14 protein-coding genes are annotated in these 13,256 nt (G+C 67.2%); 9 read left to right on the forward strand and 5 right to left on the reverse strand.

What is annotated here, in order from left to right; genetic code table 11:
• The first annotated feature begins 104 nt into the window (after nucleotides 1–104).
• Nucleotides 105–932 (forward strand): NRDE family protein, encoded by an 828-nt coding sequence (locus AC1Q7Q_RS34700; RefSeq protein ID WP_477133963.1) that lies wholly within the window; start codon nucleotides 105–107, stop codon nucleotides 930–932.
• Nucleotides 933–949: 17 nt separating this feature from the next.
• On the opposite strand, the gene AC1Q7Q_RS34705 is transcribed toward AC1Q7Q_RS34700, so the two are convergent.
• Together AC1Q7Q_RS34705 and AC1Q7Q_RS34710 are read right to left on the reverse strand one after the other, a co-directional pair.
• Entirely contained in the window at nucleotides 950–1,432 is a 483-nt protein-coding gene (locus tag AC1Q7Q_RS34705; RefSeq protein ID WP_492374855.1) for a hypothetical protein, read from the reverse strand.
• 93 nt (nucleotides 1,433–1,525) lie between these two features.
• Entirely contained in the window at nucleotides 1,526–2,425 is a 900-nt protein-coding gene (locus AC1Q7Q_RS34710; RefSeq protein ID WP_492387269.1) for a LysR substrate-binding domain-containing protein, read from the reverse strand.
• A 156-nt stretch (nucleotides 2,426–2,581) separates the two neighbouring features.
• Here AC1Q7Q_RS34710 and AC1Q7Q_RS34715 point away from each other — a divergent pair, with 156 nt between their 5' ends.
• The gene (locus AC1Q7Q_RS34715) at nucleotides 2,582–3,853 is read left to right on the forward strand and encodes an MFS transporter (protein ID WP_492376312.1); all 1,272 of its coding nucleotides are present in this window, start codon (nucleotides 2,582–2,584) and stop codon (nucleotides 3,851–3,853) included.
• 20 nt (nucleotides 3,854–3,873) lie between these two features.
• On the opposite strand, the gene AC1Q7Q_RS34720 is transcribed toward AC1Q7Q_RS34715, so the two are convergent.
• Entirely contained in the window at nucleotides 3,874–4,299 is a 426-nt protein-coding gene (locus tag AC1Q7Q_RS34720; protein WP_492376300.1) for a GNAT family N-acetyltransferase, read from the reverse strand.
• A gap of 202 nt (nucleotides 4,300–4,501) precedes the next feature.
• Between AC1Q7Q_RS34720 and AC1Q7Q_RS34725 the strand changes: the two genes are divergently transcribed.
• The 7 genes from AC1Q7Q_RS34725 to denD all read left to right on the forward strand — a co-directional run bounded on the left by AC1Q7Q_RS34725 (nucleotide 4,502) and on the right by denD (nucleotide 11,556).
• Nucleotides 4,502–5,254 carry a FadR/GntR family transcriptional regulator gene (locus AC1Q7Q_RS34725; RefSeq protein WP_492376301.1) on the forward strand — a complete coding sequence of 251 codons (753 nt, stop codon included), beginning with the start codon at nucleotides 4,502–4,504 and terminating at the stop codon, nucleotides 5,252–5,254.
• Nucleotides 5,255–5,303: 49 nt separating this feature from the next.
• Entirely contained in the window at nucleotides 5,304–6,200 is an 897-nt protein-coding gene (gene ltnD / locus AC1Q7Q_RS34730) for an L-threonate dehydrogenase (RefSeq protein WP_416048650.1), read from the forward strand.
• An 11-nt stretch (nucleotides 6,201–6,211) separates the two neighbouring features.
• Entirely contained in the window at nucleotides 6,212–7,516 is a 1,305-nt protein-coding gene (gene otnK, locus AC1Q7Q_RS34735) for a 3-oxo-tetronate kinase (protein WP_492376302.1), read from the forward strand.
• A complete protein-coding gene (gene otnC / locus AC1Q7Q_RS34740; RefSeq protein ID WP_267603086.1) occupies nucleotides 7,513–8,151 on the forward strand; it encodes a 3-oxo-tetronate 4-phosphate decarboxylase in 639 nt (212 codons plus the stop codon). Before otnK ends, otnC begins: the two co-directional genes overlap by 4 nt.
• Before the next feature lie 194 nt (nucleotides 8,152–8,345).
• Nucleotides 8,346–9,677 carry an MFS transporter gene (locus AC1Q7Q_RS34745; protein WP_492376303.1) on the forward strand — a complete coding sequence of 444 codons (1,332 nt, stop codon included), beginning with the start codon at nucleotides 8,346–8,348 and terminating at the stop codon, nucleotides 9,675–9,677.
• Nucleotides 9,678–9,734: 57 nt separating this feature from the next.
• Nucleotides 9,735–10,517 (forward strand): 2-oxo-tetronate isomerase, encoded by a 783-nt coding sequence (gene otnI / locus AC1Q7Q_RS34750; RefSeq protein ID WP_492376304.1) that lies wholly within the window; start codon nucleotides 9,735–9,737, stop codon nucleotides 10,515–10,517.
• Nucleotides 10,518–10,566: 49 nt separating this feature from the next.
• Complete coding sequence (gene denD, locus AC1Q7Q_RS34755) at nucleotides 10,567–11,556, forward strand: D-erythronate dehydrogenase (protein ID WP_492376305.1); 990 nt, start codon at nucleotides 10,567–10,569, stop codon at nucleotides 11,554–11,556.
• 79 nt (nucleotides 11,557–11,635) lie between these two features.
• Here the strand turns inward: denD and AC1Q7Q_RS34760 are convergent, their stop codons facing one another.
• Together AC1Q7Q_RS34760 and AC1Q7Q_RS34765 are read right to left on the reverse strand one after the other, a co-directional pair.
• Nucleotides 11,636–12,073 (reverse strand): YbgC/FadM family acyl-CoA thioesterase, encoded by a 438-nt coding sequence (locus AC1Q7Q_RS34760; RefSeq protein ID WP_492376306.1) that lies wholly within the window; start codon nucleotides 12,071–12,073, stop codon nucleotides 11,636–11,638.
• Between the two features lie 100 nt (nucleotides 12,074–12,173).
• On the reverse strand, nucleotides 12,174–13,160 hold the full coding sequence (locus AC1Q7Q_RS34765) for a tripartite tricarboxylate transporter substrate binding protein (protein ID WP_150990354.1): 987 nt from the start codon (nucleotides 13,158–13,160) through the stop codon (nucleotides 12,174–12,176).
• Nucleotides 13,161–13,256 lie beyond the last annotated feature (96 nt).

The following is a 13,256-nucleotide window of genomic DNA, read 5'->3' on the forward strand; positions in this document are numbered from 1 at the left end:
GGAACGGCCCCGCCGCGCTGGTCCCTGAATGACGAAGCCGATGATTGAATCGCAGTCAATGCAGTGAATGTGGCAACCGCAGTGAATGCAGCAAAGGAAGCGCTATGTGCTTGATTCTGGTGGCCTGGCAATCGCACCCGGACTATGCCCTGGTGGTGGCCGGCAACCGCGACGAGTTCTATGCCCGCCCGGCGGCGCCCGTGCATTGGTGGGAAGACGCCCCCCAGGTGCTGGCCGGACGCGACATGGCGGAAGTGATCGGCGAGCCAGGCACCTGGATGGGCCTGGCCGGCGACGGCCGCTTTGCCGCCCTGACCAACTACCGCGCCCCGTCCGAAAAACGCACCGATGCGCGCTCGCGCGGTGAGCTGGTTGCCGGATTCCTGCGTGGCGACAGCGATCCGCAATCCTATCTGTCCGGGCTAGTGCCCCGCACCGGCGCCTACAACGGCTTCAATTTGCTGGCGTGCAACCTGCGCGAGCTATGGTGGTACAGCAACCGCGGCGCCTCGCCCTATCCGCAGCGCCTCAAGCCCGGCATCTATGGCCTGTCCAACGCCTTGCTGGATACGCCGTGGCCCAAGGTGCGCAGCCGCGTCGGCGCGCTCGCCGAAACACTCGCCGCCGACACCGGCCTGGCCGGCGCCAGCATCGAACCCTATCTCGACCTGCTGGCCAACGATCGCCAGGCCTTGGATTTCGAGCTTCCGCGCACGGGGGTGACCCCGGAGTGGGAAAAACTGCTGTCCTCCGCCTTCATCCGCTCGCCCAGCTATGGCACCCGCGCCAGCACCGTGCTGCGCGTGCGCCATGACGGCCGCTTCGAGCTTAGCGAGCGCAGCTTCGACGCCAACGGCCGCACCGGCGAGGTGTCCTACCGCGGGCACCTGCGCGTTGCCCGCGACGCCGGCTCGGTGCAAGCGCCGCGCTAAGGCTAAGGCGGGCGCGCTCAGTACTGCTGGGCCGCCAAGCCGGTTGGGCGCAATGCCACGTTCAGCGCCCGGATCGCGGCGGGGTCATTGCGCACCGCAAGCAGCCATGCATCCTCGAAATGCCCGATCTCCAGCAATTGCATGCCGTGCGGCGCCAGTTCGCGGTTGACGTGCGCCAGGTAGAGCGCGGCGGGCTCCATATCGAAATCAAAGTCGTCGCCACCTAGCGGAATGCCGTCTTCGTCGTAGAGGTCGTCGACATCGATGGCCGAGACCCCCGCCGCGCGCAGCGTGGCGAGGCGCGCCACGGCCTGCACGCCCAACGTGCTGAAATCCTGCCAGTCCACCTTGACCAGGCAATGCTCCGCCAGCCAGGGCTGCAACCATACCGAGAGCAGGCCTTCGCCGGCGGGCGGCTCGCCCGGCGGCGCACGGTCGAGGTCTAGGGCGGGCGTGGCATCGGCCAGGGCCTGGAGCAGGCGGGAACGGATTTCAGACATAGACAAGATCAACGCGAAAGCGACGGCAAAAACAAAGACCGCGATGGTACAGCGTAGGCGGCTGGCTGCAAGCCCCGCAAGTGATCGCTCCATTCAGGCCACAGCCGCCAGCCTGGCCGGCAATGCAGCCCGAACCGCCTCGCTCACGATGCCTGCCAGCCGGGTGGCGGGTGCCTCCAGCTCGGCATCCTTGCGGTAAAGCGCCAGTGCCAGCGAGGGCAACGCAGGCAGCCCGCCCTCGCCCGGCTCCCAGGCCCGCACGGACGGCGGCAAGCCCATGCCGGTGCGGATGGTCAGCCCCAGCCCAGCCCCCGCCCCTGCCCACAACCCGCCCAGGCTCGCGCTGCTGAAAGCCACCCGCCAGGCAATGCCGGCGCGGTCCAGGGCGGCCGTGCCCGCCGAGCGGAAACGGCATGGCGGCTCGAATGCCACCAAGGGCAGCGGTCCGTCGCCCTGCCACGGCGCACGCGCGGCGGCGGGCCCGATCCAGCGCATCGGCAACATCGCCACCTGCTCCACATGCGGCATGCGCACGCCATCGTCCCACGCCAGCGCCAGGTCCAGGCGGCCGGCGGCCACGCTGTCCAGCAGCTCGGTGTTGCGCGCCACGCGTGCCTCGATCTTCACCTTGGGGTGCGCGCGGGCGAACCGGCCGAGCACCTCGGGCAGCAGCACCTCGCCAAAGTCCTGCTGCAGGCCGAACCGCACCCAGCCCTCCAGTGCCACGCCGTGCACGGCGGCCGCGGCCTCGTCGTTGAGTTCCAGCAGCCTGCGGGCATAGGCCAGCATGGTCTCGCCCGCCTCCGTCAGCGCCAGTCCCCGCCCGGCCTTGCGAAAGATCGCCGTGCCCGACTGCTCCTCCAGCTTCTTGAGCTGGGCGCTAACCGCCGAGGTAGAGCGGCTCAGCCGGTCGGCGGCCCGGGCATAGCTGCCGAGCTCCATGCCCACGACGAAGCTGCGCAGTACATCAAGGTCGAAGTTCACCGCTGCCATGTCAAACCATCCTGTTATTTGGGATGTTTAATCAATAATTATCTGATATTCAGGATCATTCTGCGGCGGCAGAATCAGGGCGTCAAGGCTTGCCTATGCCGTTTTCCCAAGGATGATCCCGTGTCCCGCGCTCCCGCCCCGCTCCCGTTTGCCGCTGTGCCTGCCCCTGCCGGCGCAGCCCTCGCCCCACGCCATGGCCCGGGCCATCGCTGGAAAGTGCTGGCCCTCGGCTTCGCGGCCAATGCCAGTTTTGCCGCAGCGTTCTCGGGCATTCCCACCACCGCGGTGCTGATGCGCGCCGGCTACCGGATCAGCGATGGCGAGCTGGGTTTTTGCCTGGGCATGATGGGACTTGGCATTGCGGCGAGCGAAGTGCCGTGGGGCTTGCTGACCGACCGCTGGGGCGACCGCCGCGTGCTGCTGACCGGCTTGATGGCCACCGCGCTGTGGCTGGCACTGATGGCGGTGTTCGTGGCGCCGCTGCCCGGCCATATCCCGGGCAATGCCATGCTGGCGCTAGGCCTGTTGGGTCTGGGCCTGCTGGGTGGCAGCGTCAACGGCTCCAGCGGCCGCGCCGTGATGGCATGGTTCCGCGAAGGCGAACGGGGCCTTGCCATGAGCATCCGCCAGACCGCGGTGCCCGCCGGCGGCGGGATTGGCGCGCTGATGCTGCCGCTGCTGGCGCAGTCCTTTGGCTTTGCCGCCGTCTACGGCGCGCTGGCGGTGTTCTGCGGCGTCACCGCGGCCTTTGCCTGGCACTGGATGCACGAGCCGCCGGCCGAGCCGGCGCGCGCTACGTTGCCCACAGGCAGCGTGGCCGGCAAGGCAGGGCCCGGCCCGCTGAGAAGCGCGCAGGTCTGGCGGCTGGTGAGCGGCATGGGCCTGATGTGCGTGCCACAAGTGGCTGTGCTGACGTTCGCAACGATCTTCCTGCACGATTTCAGCCACATCGGCATTGCCGCGGCGGGCATGGCCGTGGCGGCGGTTCAGGCAGGCGCTGCCGTCATGCGGGTGTGGAGCGGCCGCTGGACCGACCGCCATGGCAACCGCCGCGCCTATATGCGCGCCTGCAGCTTGCTGACCTTGCTTGTGTTCGCCACGCTGGCGGGGCTGACCTGGCTGTGTGCCGCCACACCGGGCTGGCACGCCTTGCTGACGCCGGTGCTGATTGCATGCCTGGTGCTGGGCGGCATCTGCACTTCGGCCTGGCATGGTGTGGCCTTCACCGAGCTGGCGACGATCGCGGGCGCCAGCCGCGCAGGCACCGCGCTCGGGCTGGGCAATACCTTTGCATTTTCGGGCTTTTTCCTGGTGCCGCTGGCGATCCCGGCGATAGCCGCCGGCTATGGCTGGGCGGCCGTGTGGCTGGCGGCCAGCGCGAGCGCCCTATTGGCGCGGCCCTTGTTTGCTCGGCAGGCCCGCGCCTGACGACAAGCCGCCCGTCGCGTTCAGCGCAGCAATTTGCGCATTTCCACGTGAGCAATGCCGGCCTCTTCAAATTCCTCGCCGACCTGCTCGAAGCCCACACGCGCGTAAAACGGTGCCGCATAGCGCTGCGCATTGAGCACCAGCTCAGGGTAGCCAAGCTCCGCGGCCTTGGCCATCAGCGCATCCAGCACCCTGGCGCCGACGCCGCTGCCGCGCGCGGGCTTGAGCACCGCCATGCGGCCGATGTGGCCATCCGGCAGCAGGCGGCCTGTGGCCAGCGCACTGCCGTCCTCGGCCAGCGCCAGGGCGTGCCAGCTCGGCTCATCCCATTCGTCCCATTCCAGCTCCACCGGCACGCCCTGCTCTTCGACGAAGACGGCATAGCGGATGGCGCGCGCGGTATCGCGGGCTTCGGACCAGGGGGCGAGGCGGATGGTGATCGTCATAGTTGTTCGGTGCACAAAGCGCAAAGCGGTGAAAAAACTGCCAGAGGGGCGGACGCCATGATACTCCGGCCACGGCGGGGGCAAGCGACGCCGACCATTGCTGCAATGCCGCATGGAGAAAGGGATAGGGGTAATTCCCGATCCGCACTCTTCATCGAAAATTTGTATGATGACCATATTACCTAATCACCTGAGGCCTCCCGTGTTCCAGAAAGTCCCGGCCCGAGCCCTGACAGACACCGTTGCTGAACAACTGCTGGAGAAGATCGAAAGCGGTGCCTTCGGCCGTGGCGACAAGCTGCCCACGGAGGCGGTACTGTCCGAGGAATTCGGCGTCAGCCGCACTGTGATCCGCGAAGCCATCGCCCGGCTGCGCCACGAAGGCGTGGTGGAATCGCGCCAGGGCAGCGGCGTGTTCGTCACCGAGCAGGCCGGCATCCGGCCGCTACGGATCGACTACACCGATGTGGCCACGCTCGAATCGGTATTGCAGATCGTGGAACTGCGCCGGGCCATCGAGGCTGAGGTGGCCGCACAGGCGGCGCGCGACCGCACCGATGCCAGCATGACGGCCATCGACGCCGCACTGGCGCGCATCGATGCCGAGGAGGCCGCCGGCGGCGACGGCGTGGCGGCCGACGTGGCCTTTCACCGGACCATCGCCGAAGCCACCGGCAACCCGTTCTTTCTCAAGACGCTGGCATTCCTGAGCCAGTACCTGGAAACCGCCACCCGCGTGACCCGTACCAACGAGGCACGCCGGGCGGATTTCTCGCGCCAGGTGCGCGAGGAACACCAGGCCATCGTGGCCGCCATCCGCGCCGGCGACGCGCTGGCCGCGCGCAACGCGGCCGAGACCCATATGTACAACGCGGCGCGGCGCCTGTCCCATGGCGGACAGCCCGAGACCGCTACCGACCTTGCCGACGCGCCCGCGCGCGGCCTTTCCCACTGATCGACTGATCCGCTGATCCGCTGATCACCGCCCCCTGGCAGGAGTCTTCATGAGCAAATCAATTGGCGTCATCGGCCTCGGCGCGATGGGCAACGGCGTTGCGCACAGCCTGCTGCGCGCCGGCTTCAAGGTACATGCCTGCGACCTGCGGCCCGACGTGCTGCAGCGCTTTGCCGATGCGGGGGGCATCCCCTGCGCCAGCCCGGCCGAGCTCGGCGGCAAATGCGATGTGGTGGTCACGCTGGTGGTCAACGCCGCGCAGACCGAGGCTGTGCTGTTTGGCGAACAAGGCGCGGCAAGCAGCCTGCGCCCCGGCACGCTGGTGATCGCCAGCGCGACCGTGCCGCCGGGCTTCGCCGAGGCACTGGGCAAGCGGCTGGGCGAGCGCGGCATCCTGCTGCTGGACGCACCGGTCTCCGGTGGCGCCGCCCGCGCCGCCAGCGGCGAAATGACCATGATGACTTCAGGCCCGGCCGAGGCCTATGCACTGGCCGAGGACGTGCTGGCTGCCATGGCCGGCAAGGTCTACCGGCTGGGCGACGCGCATGGCGCCGGCTCCAAGGTGAAGATCATCAACCAGTTGCTGGCGGGCGTGCATATCGCCGCGGCGGCAGAAGCCATGGCGCTGGGCCTGCGTGAAGGCGTGGATGCCGATGCCCTGTATGAGGTCATCACCCACAGCGCGGGCAATTCGTGGATGTTCGAGAACCGCGTGCCGCATATCCTGTCGGGCGACTACACGCCGCTGTCCGCGGTCGATATCTTCGTCAAGGACCTCGGCCTGGTGCTCGATACCGCGCGCACCAGCAAGTTCCCGCTGCCGCTGTCGGCCGCGGCGCACCAGATGTTCATGATGGCGTCCAGCGCGGGACACGGCGGCGAGGACGATTCCGCCGTGATCAAGATATTTCCCGGCATCGAGTTGCCGGCGAAGAAGGCTGAGTGAGGCAAGCCAGCATGACTGCACAGAACCCTTCCTCGCGCGCCGTGCTTGGCTGCATCGCCGACGACTTCACCGGTGCCACCGACCTGGCCAACACGCTGGTGCGCAACGGCATGCGCACCGTGCAGACCATCGGCGTGCCGGCGGGCGGCGCGGCGCTGCCCGGCGTGGAGCAGGCCGATGCGCTGGTGGTCGCGCTCAAGTCGCGCACCATCCCGGCGGCCGATGCCATCGGGCAATCGCTGGCCGCGCTGCGCTGGTTGCAAGCCCAGGGCTGCCGCCAGTTCTTTTTCAAGTACTGCTCCACCTTTGACTCCACCGACGCCGGCAATATCGGCCCGGTGACCGAGGCCCTGCTGGCGGCGCTTGGCAGCGACTTCACCATCGCCTGCCCGGCATTCCCGGAGAACGGCCGCACCATCTTCCGCGGCCACCTGTTCGTGGGCGATGTCCTGCTCAATGAGTCGGGCATGGAGAACCACCCGCTCACGCCGATGCATGACGCCAACCTGGTCCGCGTGCTGCAGCGCCAGAGCCAGGCCAAGGTGGGCCTGCTGCGCTACGACGCCGTGGCGCGCGGCAGCGACGCGGCCCGCCAGGCCATGGCCACCTTGCGCGGCGATGGCGTGAAACTGGCGATTGCCGACGCCGTAGGCGATGCCGACCTGCATACGCTAGGCGAGGCGTGCGCTGACCTGCCGTTGCTCACCGGCGGCTCGGGCCTGGCGCTCGGCCTGCCCGCCAACTTCCGCCGCGCCGGCTCGCTGCCGCAACGCGCGGATGCCGACAAAGTGGCGCCGGTGGCCGGGCCGGCCGTGGTGCTGGCCGGCAGCGCGTCCAAGGCGACCAATGCGCAGGTGGCGCAATGGCTTGTGGCCAAGCGCCCCGCCCTGCGCATCGACCCGCTCGCGCTGGCGCAAGGCGCACCCGTGGTTGAGGAGGCGCTGGCCCTGGCGGGCGCCCATGCGGAGCCGGTACTGTTCTACGCCACCACCACGCCGCAGGAGGTCAAATCGGTGCAGGCCGCCCTCGGCGTGGAGCGCGCCGGCCATCTGGTCGAGCAGGCACTGGCGGACATCGCCGCCGCGCTGAAAGCACGCGGCACGCGCCGCTTCGTGGTAGCCGGCGGCGAAACCTCGGGCGCGGTGGTGCAGGCACTGGGCGTGCAAGCCCTGCGCATCGGCACGCAGATCGCGCCGGGCGTGCCCGCCACCGTCACGCTGGAAGCGCAGCCGCTGGCGCTGGTGCTCAAATCCGGCAATTTCGGCGGTGTGGACTTCTTTGACGAAGCGCTGCGCCAGCTTGGAGGGCAAGCATGAGCACCGAAGCCAGCCTGCGTGAAGAAATCTGCCGCATCGGCGCCAGCCTCTACCAGCGTGGCTACACCGTCGGCAGCGCCGGCAATATCAGCGCGCGCATGGAAGACGGCTGGCTGATCACGCCGACCGATGCCTGCCTGGGCATGCTGGACCCGGCCGCCATCGCGAAGGTGGACAGCGGCGGCAACTGGGTGGCCGGCGACAAGCCGTCCAAGACGCTGACCCTGCACCGCGCCATCTACGACAACAACCCCCAGGCCCATGGCGTGGTGCATACGCACTCCACCCACCTGGTGGCGCTGAGCCTGGCGGGCGCCTGGCAACCGGACGATGTGCTGCCGCCGATCACGCCTTACTACGTGATGAAGGTCGGGCATATCCCGCTGATTCCCTACCATCGCCCGGGCGACCCGGCGGTGGCGGCGCGCGTTGCCCAGCTTGCCGCCGAAGTGCGCGGCGTGCTGCTCGCGCGCCTCGGCCCGGTGGTGTGGGAGGCCACCGTCTCGCGCGCCGCCTTCGCGCTCGAGGAACTTGAAGAAACCGCCAAGCTCTGGCTGATGCTCAAGGACAAGCCTGACCCGCTCGACGAGCAAGCGCTGGCCGAACTGCGCGATACGTTCAAGGCGCGCTGGTAGGGACCACGCGCGCAGGTACGACAAAGCCCTAACAACAAAAACACAAGCAAAGCAGAACCGCCCGCCGCCCGCCCTCGCTAACGCCTGGGCCGCGGCAAGGGCAGCGTTCGCCCCCGGTTTGCCGCTAACAACGGAAATCAATCCGGAACCAAGCTGGAACCAAGCCGGGACCAAACCGATATACGGAGACAACCATGCATGCATCCACCCAGGCCGCGCTAACCGGCGCCGGCCAAGACATCGACCGCGACATCGAGAAACGCGCTTACAGCAAGGTGTTCTGGCGCATCATGCCGTTCCTGATGCTGTGCTACGTCATCGCTTACCTGGACCGCGTCAACGTGGGCTTCGCCAAGCTGCAGATGGCGCAGGACCTGGCGTTTTCCGAAACCGTGTTCGGCCTTGGCGCCGGGCTGTTCTTCATCGGCTACTTCCTGTTCGAAGTCCCCAGCAACCTGCTGATGCACAAGCTCGGCGCGCGCGTCTGGATCGCACGGATCATGATCACGTGGGGCATCATCTCGGCGCTGTTCGTCTTCGTGAAGACGCCCACCACCTTCTACATCATGCGCTTCCTGCTCGGCCTGGCCGAGGCGGGTTTCTATCCCGGTGTGATCCTCTACCTGACCTACTGGTATCCGGCCAACCGGCGCGCCAAGATGATCGCGCTGTTCATGTCGGGCATCCCGGTGGCTGGCATGCTCGGCAACCCGCTGTCGGGCTGGATCATGGATGCCTTCCATGACTACGGCGGCATGCGCGGCTGGCAGTGGATGTTCCTGATCGAGGCCCTGCCCGCGCTGCTGATCGGCATCGTCACCGTGTTCGTGCTCAAGAACGGCATCGACCAGGCGCCGTGGCTGGACGCCAACGAGAAGCGCGTGCTCAAGCGCAATATCGAGGAAGACGCGCGCCAGGCTGGCGCCTCGGGCACCGGCCACTCGCTCGGCGCCGTGTTCAAGGACAGCCGCGTCTGGTGGATGTGCATGATCTACTTCTGCTTTGTCACCGGGCAATATGCGCTGACGTTCTGGATGCCCACACTGGTCAAGACCAGCGGCGTTACCGGCAACCTCAATATCGGCCTGCTCAGCGCGATTCCGTTTATCTGCGCCATCGTGGTGATGAACTTCCTCGGCCACAGCGCCGACGCCCGGCGCGAACGCCGCTGGCACCTGATCGTGCCGGCGCTGATGGGCGCGGTGGGCTTTGCCATTGCCGCTTCGTATACCCACAATACCGTGGTGGCCATTGCCGCGCTGTCGCTCGCCGCCGCCGGCGTGCTGACCTGCGCCCCGCTGTTCTGGTCGCTGCCCACCGCCTTCCTGTCCGGGCTGGCCGCTGCCTCGGGCATTGCGGTGGTGAATTCGGTGGGCAACCTGGCGGGCTTTGTGGCACCGTACATGGTGGGCTACCTGACCGACCTCACCCACAGCACGCAGTCGAGCATGTATGTGCTGTCGGGCATGCTGGTGCTCGGCGCCGGGCTGGTCTGGTTCACGCCGGCCAAGCTGGTCAACCGCTAGGCCAAGAACTCAAGAACACAAGAACCCAAGAACAACGCACTTCTCCTGGAGCACCGCATGCCGCGTTTTGCCGCCAACCTGTCGATGATGTACACCGAGCACGCCTTCCTGGATCGCTTCGCCGCCGCAGCGGCAGACGGTTTCAAGGCCGTGGAGTATCTCTTCCCGTACGAGCACGCTGCCGCGGAAATCCGCGCGCGGCTCGACGCCAACGGCCTGGCGCAAGCGCTGTTCAACGCGCCGCCGGGCGACTGGACTGCCGGCGAGCGCGGCATGGCCGCCCTGCCCGGGCGCCAAGCCGAATTCCGCGACGCCTTCGGCCGCGCACTGGAATACGCTGCCGTGATCGGCAATGACAAGATCCACGTGATGGCCGGCCTGGTGCCGGCCGGCGCGGACCACGGGCGCCATCGCGCCTGCTACCTGGAAAACCTGGCGCATGCCGCGCAGGCTGCGGCTGCACAAGGCATCACGGTCCTGATCGAGCCGATCAACGGACGCGACATGCCCGGCTACTTCCTCAACCGCCAGGACGACGGCCAAGCCATCTGCAAGGAAGTGGGCGCGGCCAACCTGAAGGTGCAGTTCGACTGCTACCACTGCCAGATCGTGGAAGGCGACCTTGCCGTCAAGCTCAAGCGCGACTTTGCCGGCATCGGCCACATCCAGATTGCCGGCGTGCCCGAGCGCCACGAGCCGGACTTGGGCGAGCTGAACTACCCGTACCTGTTCGACGTGATCGATGGCCTTGGCTATGACGGCTGGATCGGCTGCGAGTATCGTCCGCGCGCCGGTACCTCGGCGGGTTTGGGCTGGCTCAAGCCTTACTTGAAGGCCTGAGCGGCCGCTGTCTCCATGCCGCCCACGGCGGCACAACAGGAAAACGAACATGCAAGTACTGATCACCGGCGGGGCAGGCTTTCTTGGCCTGCAACTGGCCCGCCAGCTGTTAAAACGCGGCACCCTGGACATCGACGGCAAGCCCGTCGCCATCGCGGGCCTGACGCTGCTCGACGTGGTAGCACCGCCTGCGCTGAACGACACGCGCGTGCGCGTGGTCACCGGCGACTTGTCGGATCCCGCCGTGCTTGCGCAGGCGATCGACGAACACACCGGCGCGGTGTTTCACCTGGCGGCAGTGGTCAGCGGCCAGGCCGAGGCGGATTTTGACCTGGGCATGCGCGTGAACCTGGATGCCGCGCGCGCGTTGCTGGAAACCTGCCGGGCGCTTCACGTGAAACATGGCAGCCGGCCACGCGTGGTGTTCACCAGTTCGGTGGCGGTGTACGGCGGCACCCTGCCCGCTGTGGTGCAGGACGATACCGCGCTCAATCCGCAATCCTCCTACGGCGCGCAGAAGGCCATCGGCGAGCTGCTGCTGTCGGACTACAGCCGCCGCGGCTTTATCGACGGCCGCGTGCTGCGCCTGCCGACCATCAGCGTGCGGCCAGGCAAGCCCAATGCCGCGGCATCGTCGTTCGCCAGCGGCATCATCCGCGAGCCACTGGCAGGCGTTGCCGCCAATTGCCCGGTCTCGCCGGAAACGCCGCTGTGGCTACTGTCCCCGCGCGGGGCGATTGCCGCGCTGGCGCGGGGCATGGAGATCGATGGTGCCGAGCTTGGCGAACGCCGGACGGTGAACCTGCCCGGCTTGTCGGTCACGCCCAAGGAGATGGTGGCGGCGTTGCGGCGCGTGGCCGGCGACACCGTGGCGAATCGCGTGAGCTGGGAGCGCGAGGCGCGCATCGAGAATATCGTCGGCACCTGGCCTGCCGCATGGAATACGGAGCGCGCGCTGGCGCTGGGGTTCCAGGGCGACCAGGATTTCGATGCGGTGATCCGGGCTTATATCGAGGACGCGGGCATAGCGGCGCGTTGAACCCGCAGACGCGTCTTGGCGGCGCTGGCTTGCACGCAGGCCAATGCTGCCACACCTGAAACCACGAAAGCCGGACAGATCAAGCGTCCGGCTTCACCATTTCATACGCCGTGATCGTTTCCCGCACCGGCCCCGGAATCGGCGCCGACTTCTGCGTAGCGGGATCCGCGCAGACATAGACGATCTCGCCCGTGACGAGGTGCTCGTCGCCGCGGTACATCTCCACGCGGAACAACATGCTGGAGCGGCCCAGGCGCGCAATCCGCCCCCGGATCTCCAGCATGTCGTCAAAGCGCGCGGACGCGTGATACTCCAGCGTGGACTTCACCACGAAGATATCCACGCCGTGCGCGTGCAGCACATCCTCCGGATACCGGATCCCCACCGCCCGCCAGTACTCCGTCACGCAGATATCGCAGTAGGTCAGGTAATGCGCGTTGAACACGATCGATTGCGGATCCACTTCGGCCCAACGCACGCGCAGCGGCATGCTGTGACGGAAATCTTCCTTCGCCATGTCAGCGTCCCTCCTTGATTGCCGGCCAGATATCGGCCTGATATGAAAACGGCGCCGGCCCCGGACAGGGCGGCGCCGGCATAAAGCGGCTAAGTCAGGCTTATTGCGGCTTGTTCAGCCCCAGCTTGTCAATGATGGCCTTCTCTTTCTTGACCGTATCGGCGGCGAAGTGCGCGTATTGCTCGCTGCTCATGTAGAACGGCTCCATGTCGAACTTGGCCAGCGCATCGCGGTAGTTCTGCATTTCCATGGCCTTCTTGAAGCCGTCGTGAAGCTTCTTCACGATCTTCGGATCGGTGCCCTTGGGTGCCACCACGCCGAACGGCGAGGTCTGCACGATGCCCAGGCCCAGCTCCTTCAACGTCGGCACATTGGGGAAGCGCGCCGAGCGCTTCTCGCCCCAGGTCGACAGCAGGCGCAGCTTGCCGGACTCCACGTACGGTGCCCAGGCCGGGGTGTCCGCCACCGACATCACGTGCCCGCCCAGCAGGGCCTGCATCGATTCCGAGTTGCCCTTGTACGGAATATGCGAGAACTGCACGTTCTGCTTCATGGCCAGCTCTTCCATGGTCAGGTGCAGCGTGGTCATCGAGCCCGGCGAGCCGTAGGTCAGGCGGCCCGGGTTGGCCTTGGCGTAGGCGATGTAGTCCTGCATGGTCTTGATCGGCGAATCCACCGGCACAACCAGGCCAAACGAGTAGCCGGCCAGGTTGATCACGTACGACAAGTCCTTGACCGGATCCCAGTTGATCTTGGTGGTGTACGGCAGGCGGTAGACCGGCATGGCCACCTGCGCCAGCGTGTAGCCGTCCGGCTGGGTCGATTGCATCAGCTGGGCGGGCAATACCCCGCCGGCGCCAGGCTTGTTCTCGATGATCACCGGCTGGCCGAGGATCTTGGAAGCGTTTTCCGCCAGCACGCGGAACGGCAGGTCGGTGGAACCGCCCGCGGTATAGCCGATGATCAGGCGAATCGGCCGTTGCGGGAAATTGTCCGCCTGCGCCAGGGCCGGCGCGCTGGCCAGCCCCAGGGTAGCCGCGGTGGCGGCGAGCGCGCCCGCATGGGCGAGGAAATGGCGGCGTTGCATGAGTCTGTGTCTCCTTTTGCTACTGCTACAAGTAATGCACTACACGTAAAGCCAATGAAACCGGGGGTTCTGCGACCGCTTCGATCTGGCTGCCGG

Source organism: Cupriavidus sp. GW823-FHT07A04 (assembly GCF_058794615.1).

Bases quoted from the DNA above. Each gene is read 5' to 3' on its own strand.
- otnC (WP_267603086.1), top strand. From the start codon at position 7,513: ATGAGCACCGAAGCCAGCCTGCGTGAAGAAATCTGCCGCATCGGCGCC.
- AC1Q7Q_RS34710 (WP_492387269.1), bottom strand. From the start codon at position 2,425: ATGGCAGCGGTGAACTTCGACCTTGATGTACTGCGCAGCTTCGTCGTG.
- ltnD (WP_416048650.1), top strand. From the start codon at position 5,304: ATGAGCAAATCAATTGGCGTCATCGGCCTCGGCGCGATGGGCAACGGC.
- AC1Q7Q_RS34720 (WP_492376300.1), bottom strand. From the start codon at position 4,299: ATGACGATCACCATCCGCCTCGCCCCCTGGTCCGAAGCCCGCGATACC.
- denD (WP_492376305.1), top strand. From the start codon at position 10,567: ATGCAAGTACTGATCACCGGCGGGGCAGGCTTTCTTGGCCTGCAACTG.
- AC1Q7Q_RS34765 (WP_150990354.1), bottom strand. From the start codon at position 13,160: ATGCAACGCCGCCATTTCCTCGCCCATGCGGGCGCGCTCGCCGCCACC.
- otnI (WP_492376304.1), top strand. From the start codon at position 9,735: ATGCCGCGTTTTGCCGCCAACCTGTCGATGATGTACACCGAGCACGCC.
- AC1Q7Q_RS34760 (WP_492376306.1), bottom strand. From the start codon at position 12,073: ATGGCGAAGGAAGATTTCCGTCACAGCATGCCGCTGCGCGTGCGTTGG.
- otnK (WP_492376302.1), top strand. From the start codon at position 6,212: ATGACTGCACAGAACCCTTCCTCGCGCGCCGTGCTTGGCTGCATCGCC.
- AC1Q7Q_RS34745 (WP_492376303.1), top strand. From the start codon at position 8,346: ATGCATGCATCCACCCAGGCCGCGCTAACCGGCGCCGGCCAAGACATC.
- AC1Q7Q_RS34700 (WP_477133963.1), top strand. From the start codon at position 105: ATGTGCTTGATTCTGGTGGCCTGGCAATCGCACCCGGACTATGCCCTG.
- AC1Q7Q_RS34705 (WP_492374855.1), bottom strand. From the start codon at position 1,432: ATGTCTGAAATCCGTTCCCGCCTGCTCCAGGCCCTGGCCGATGCCACG.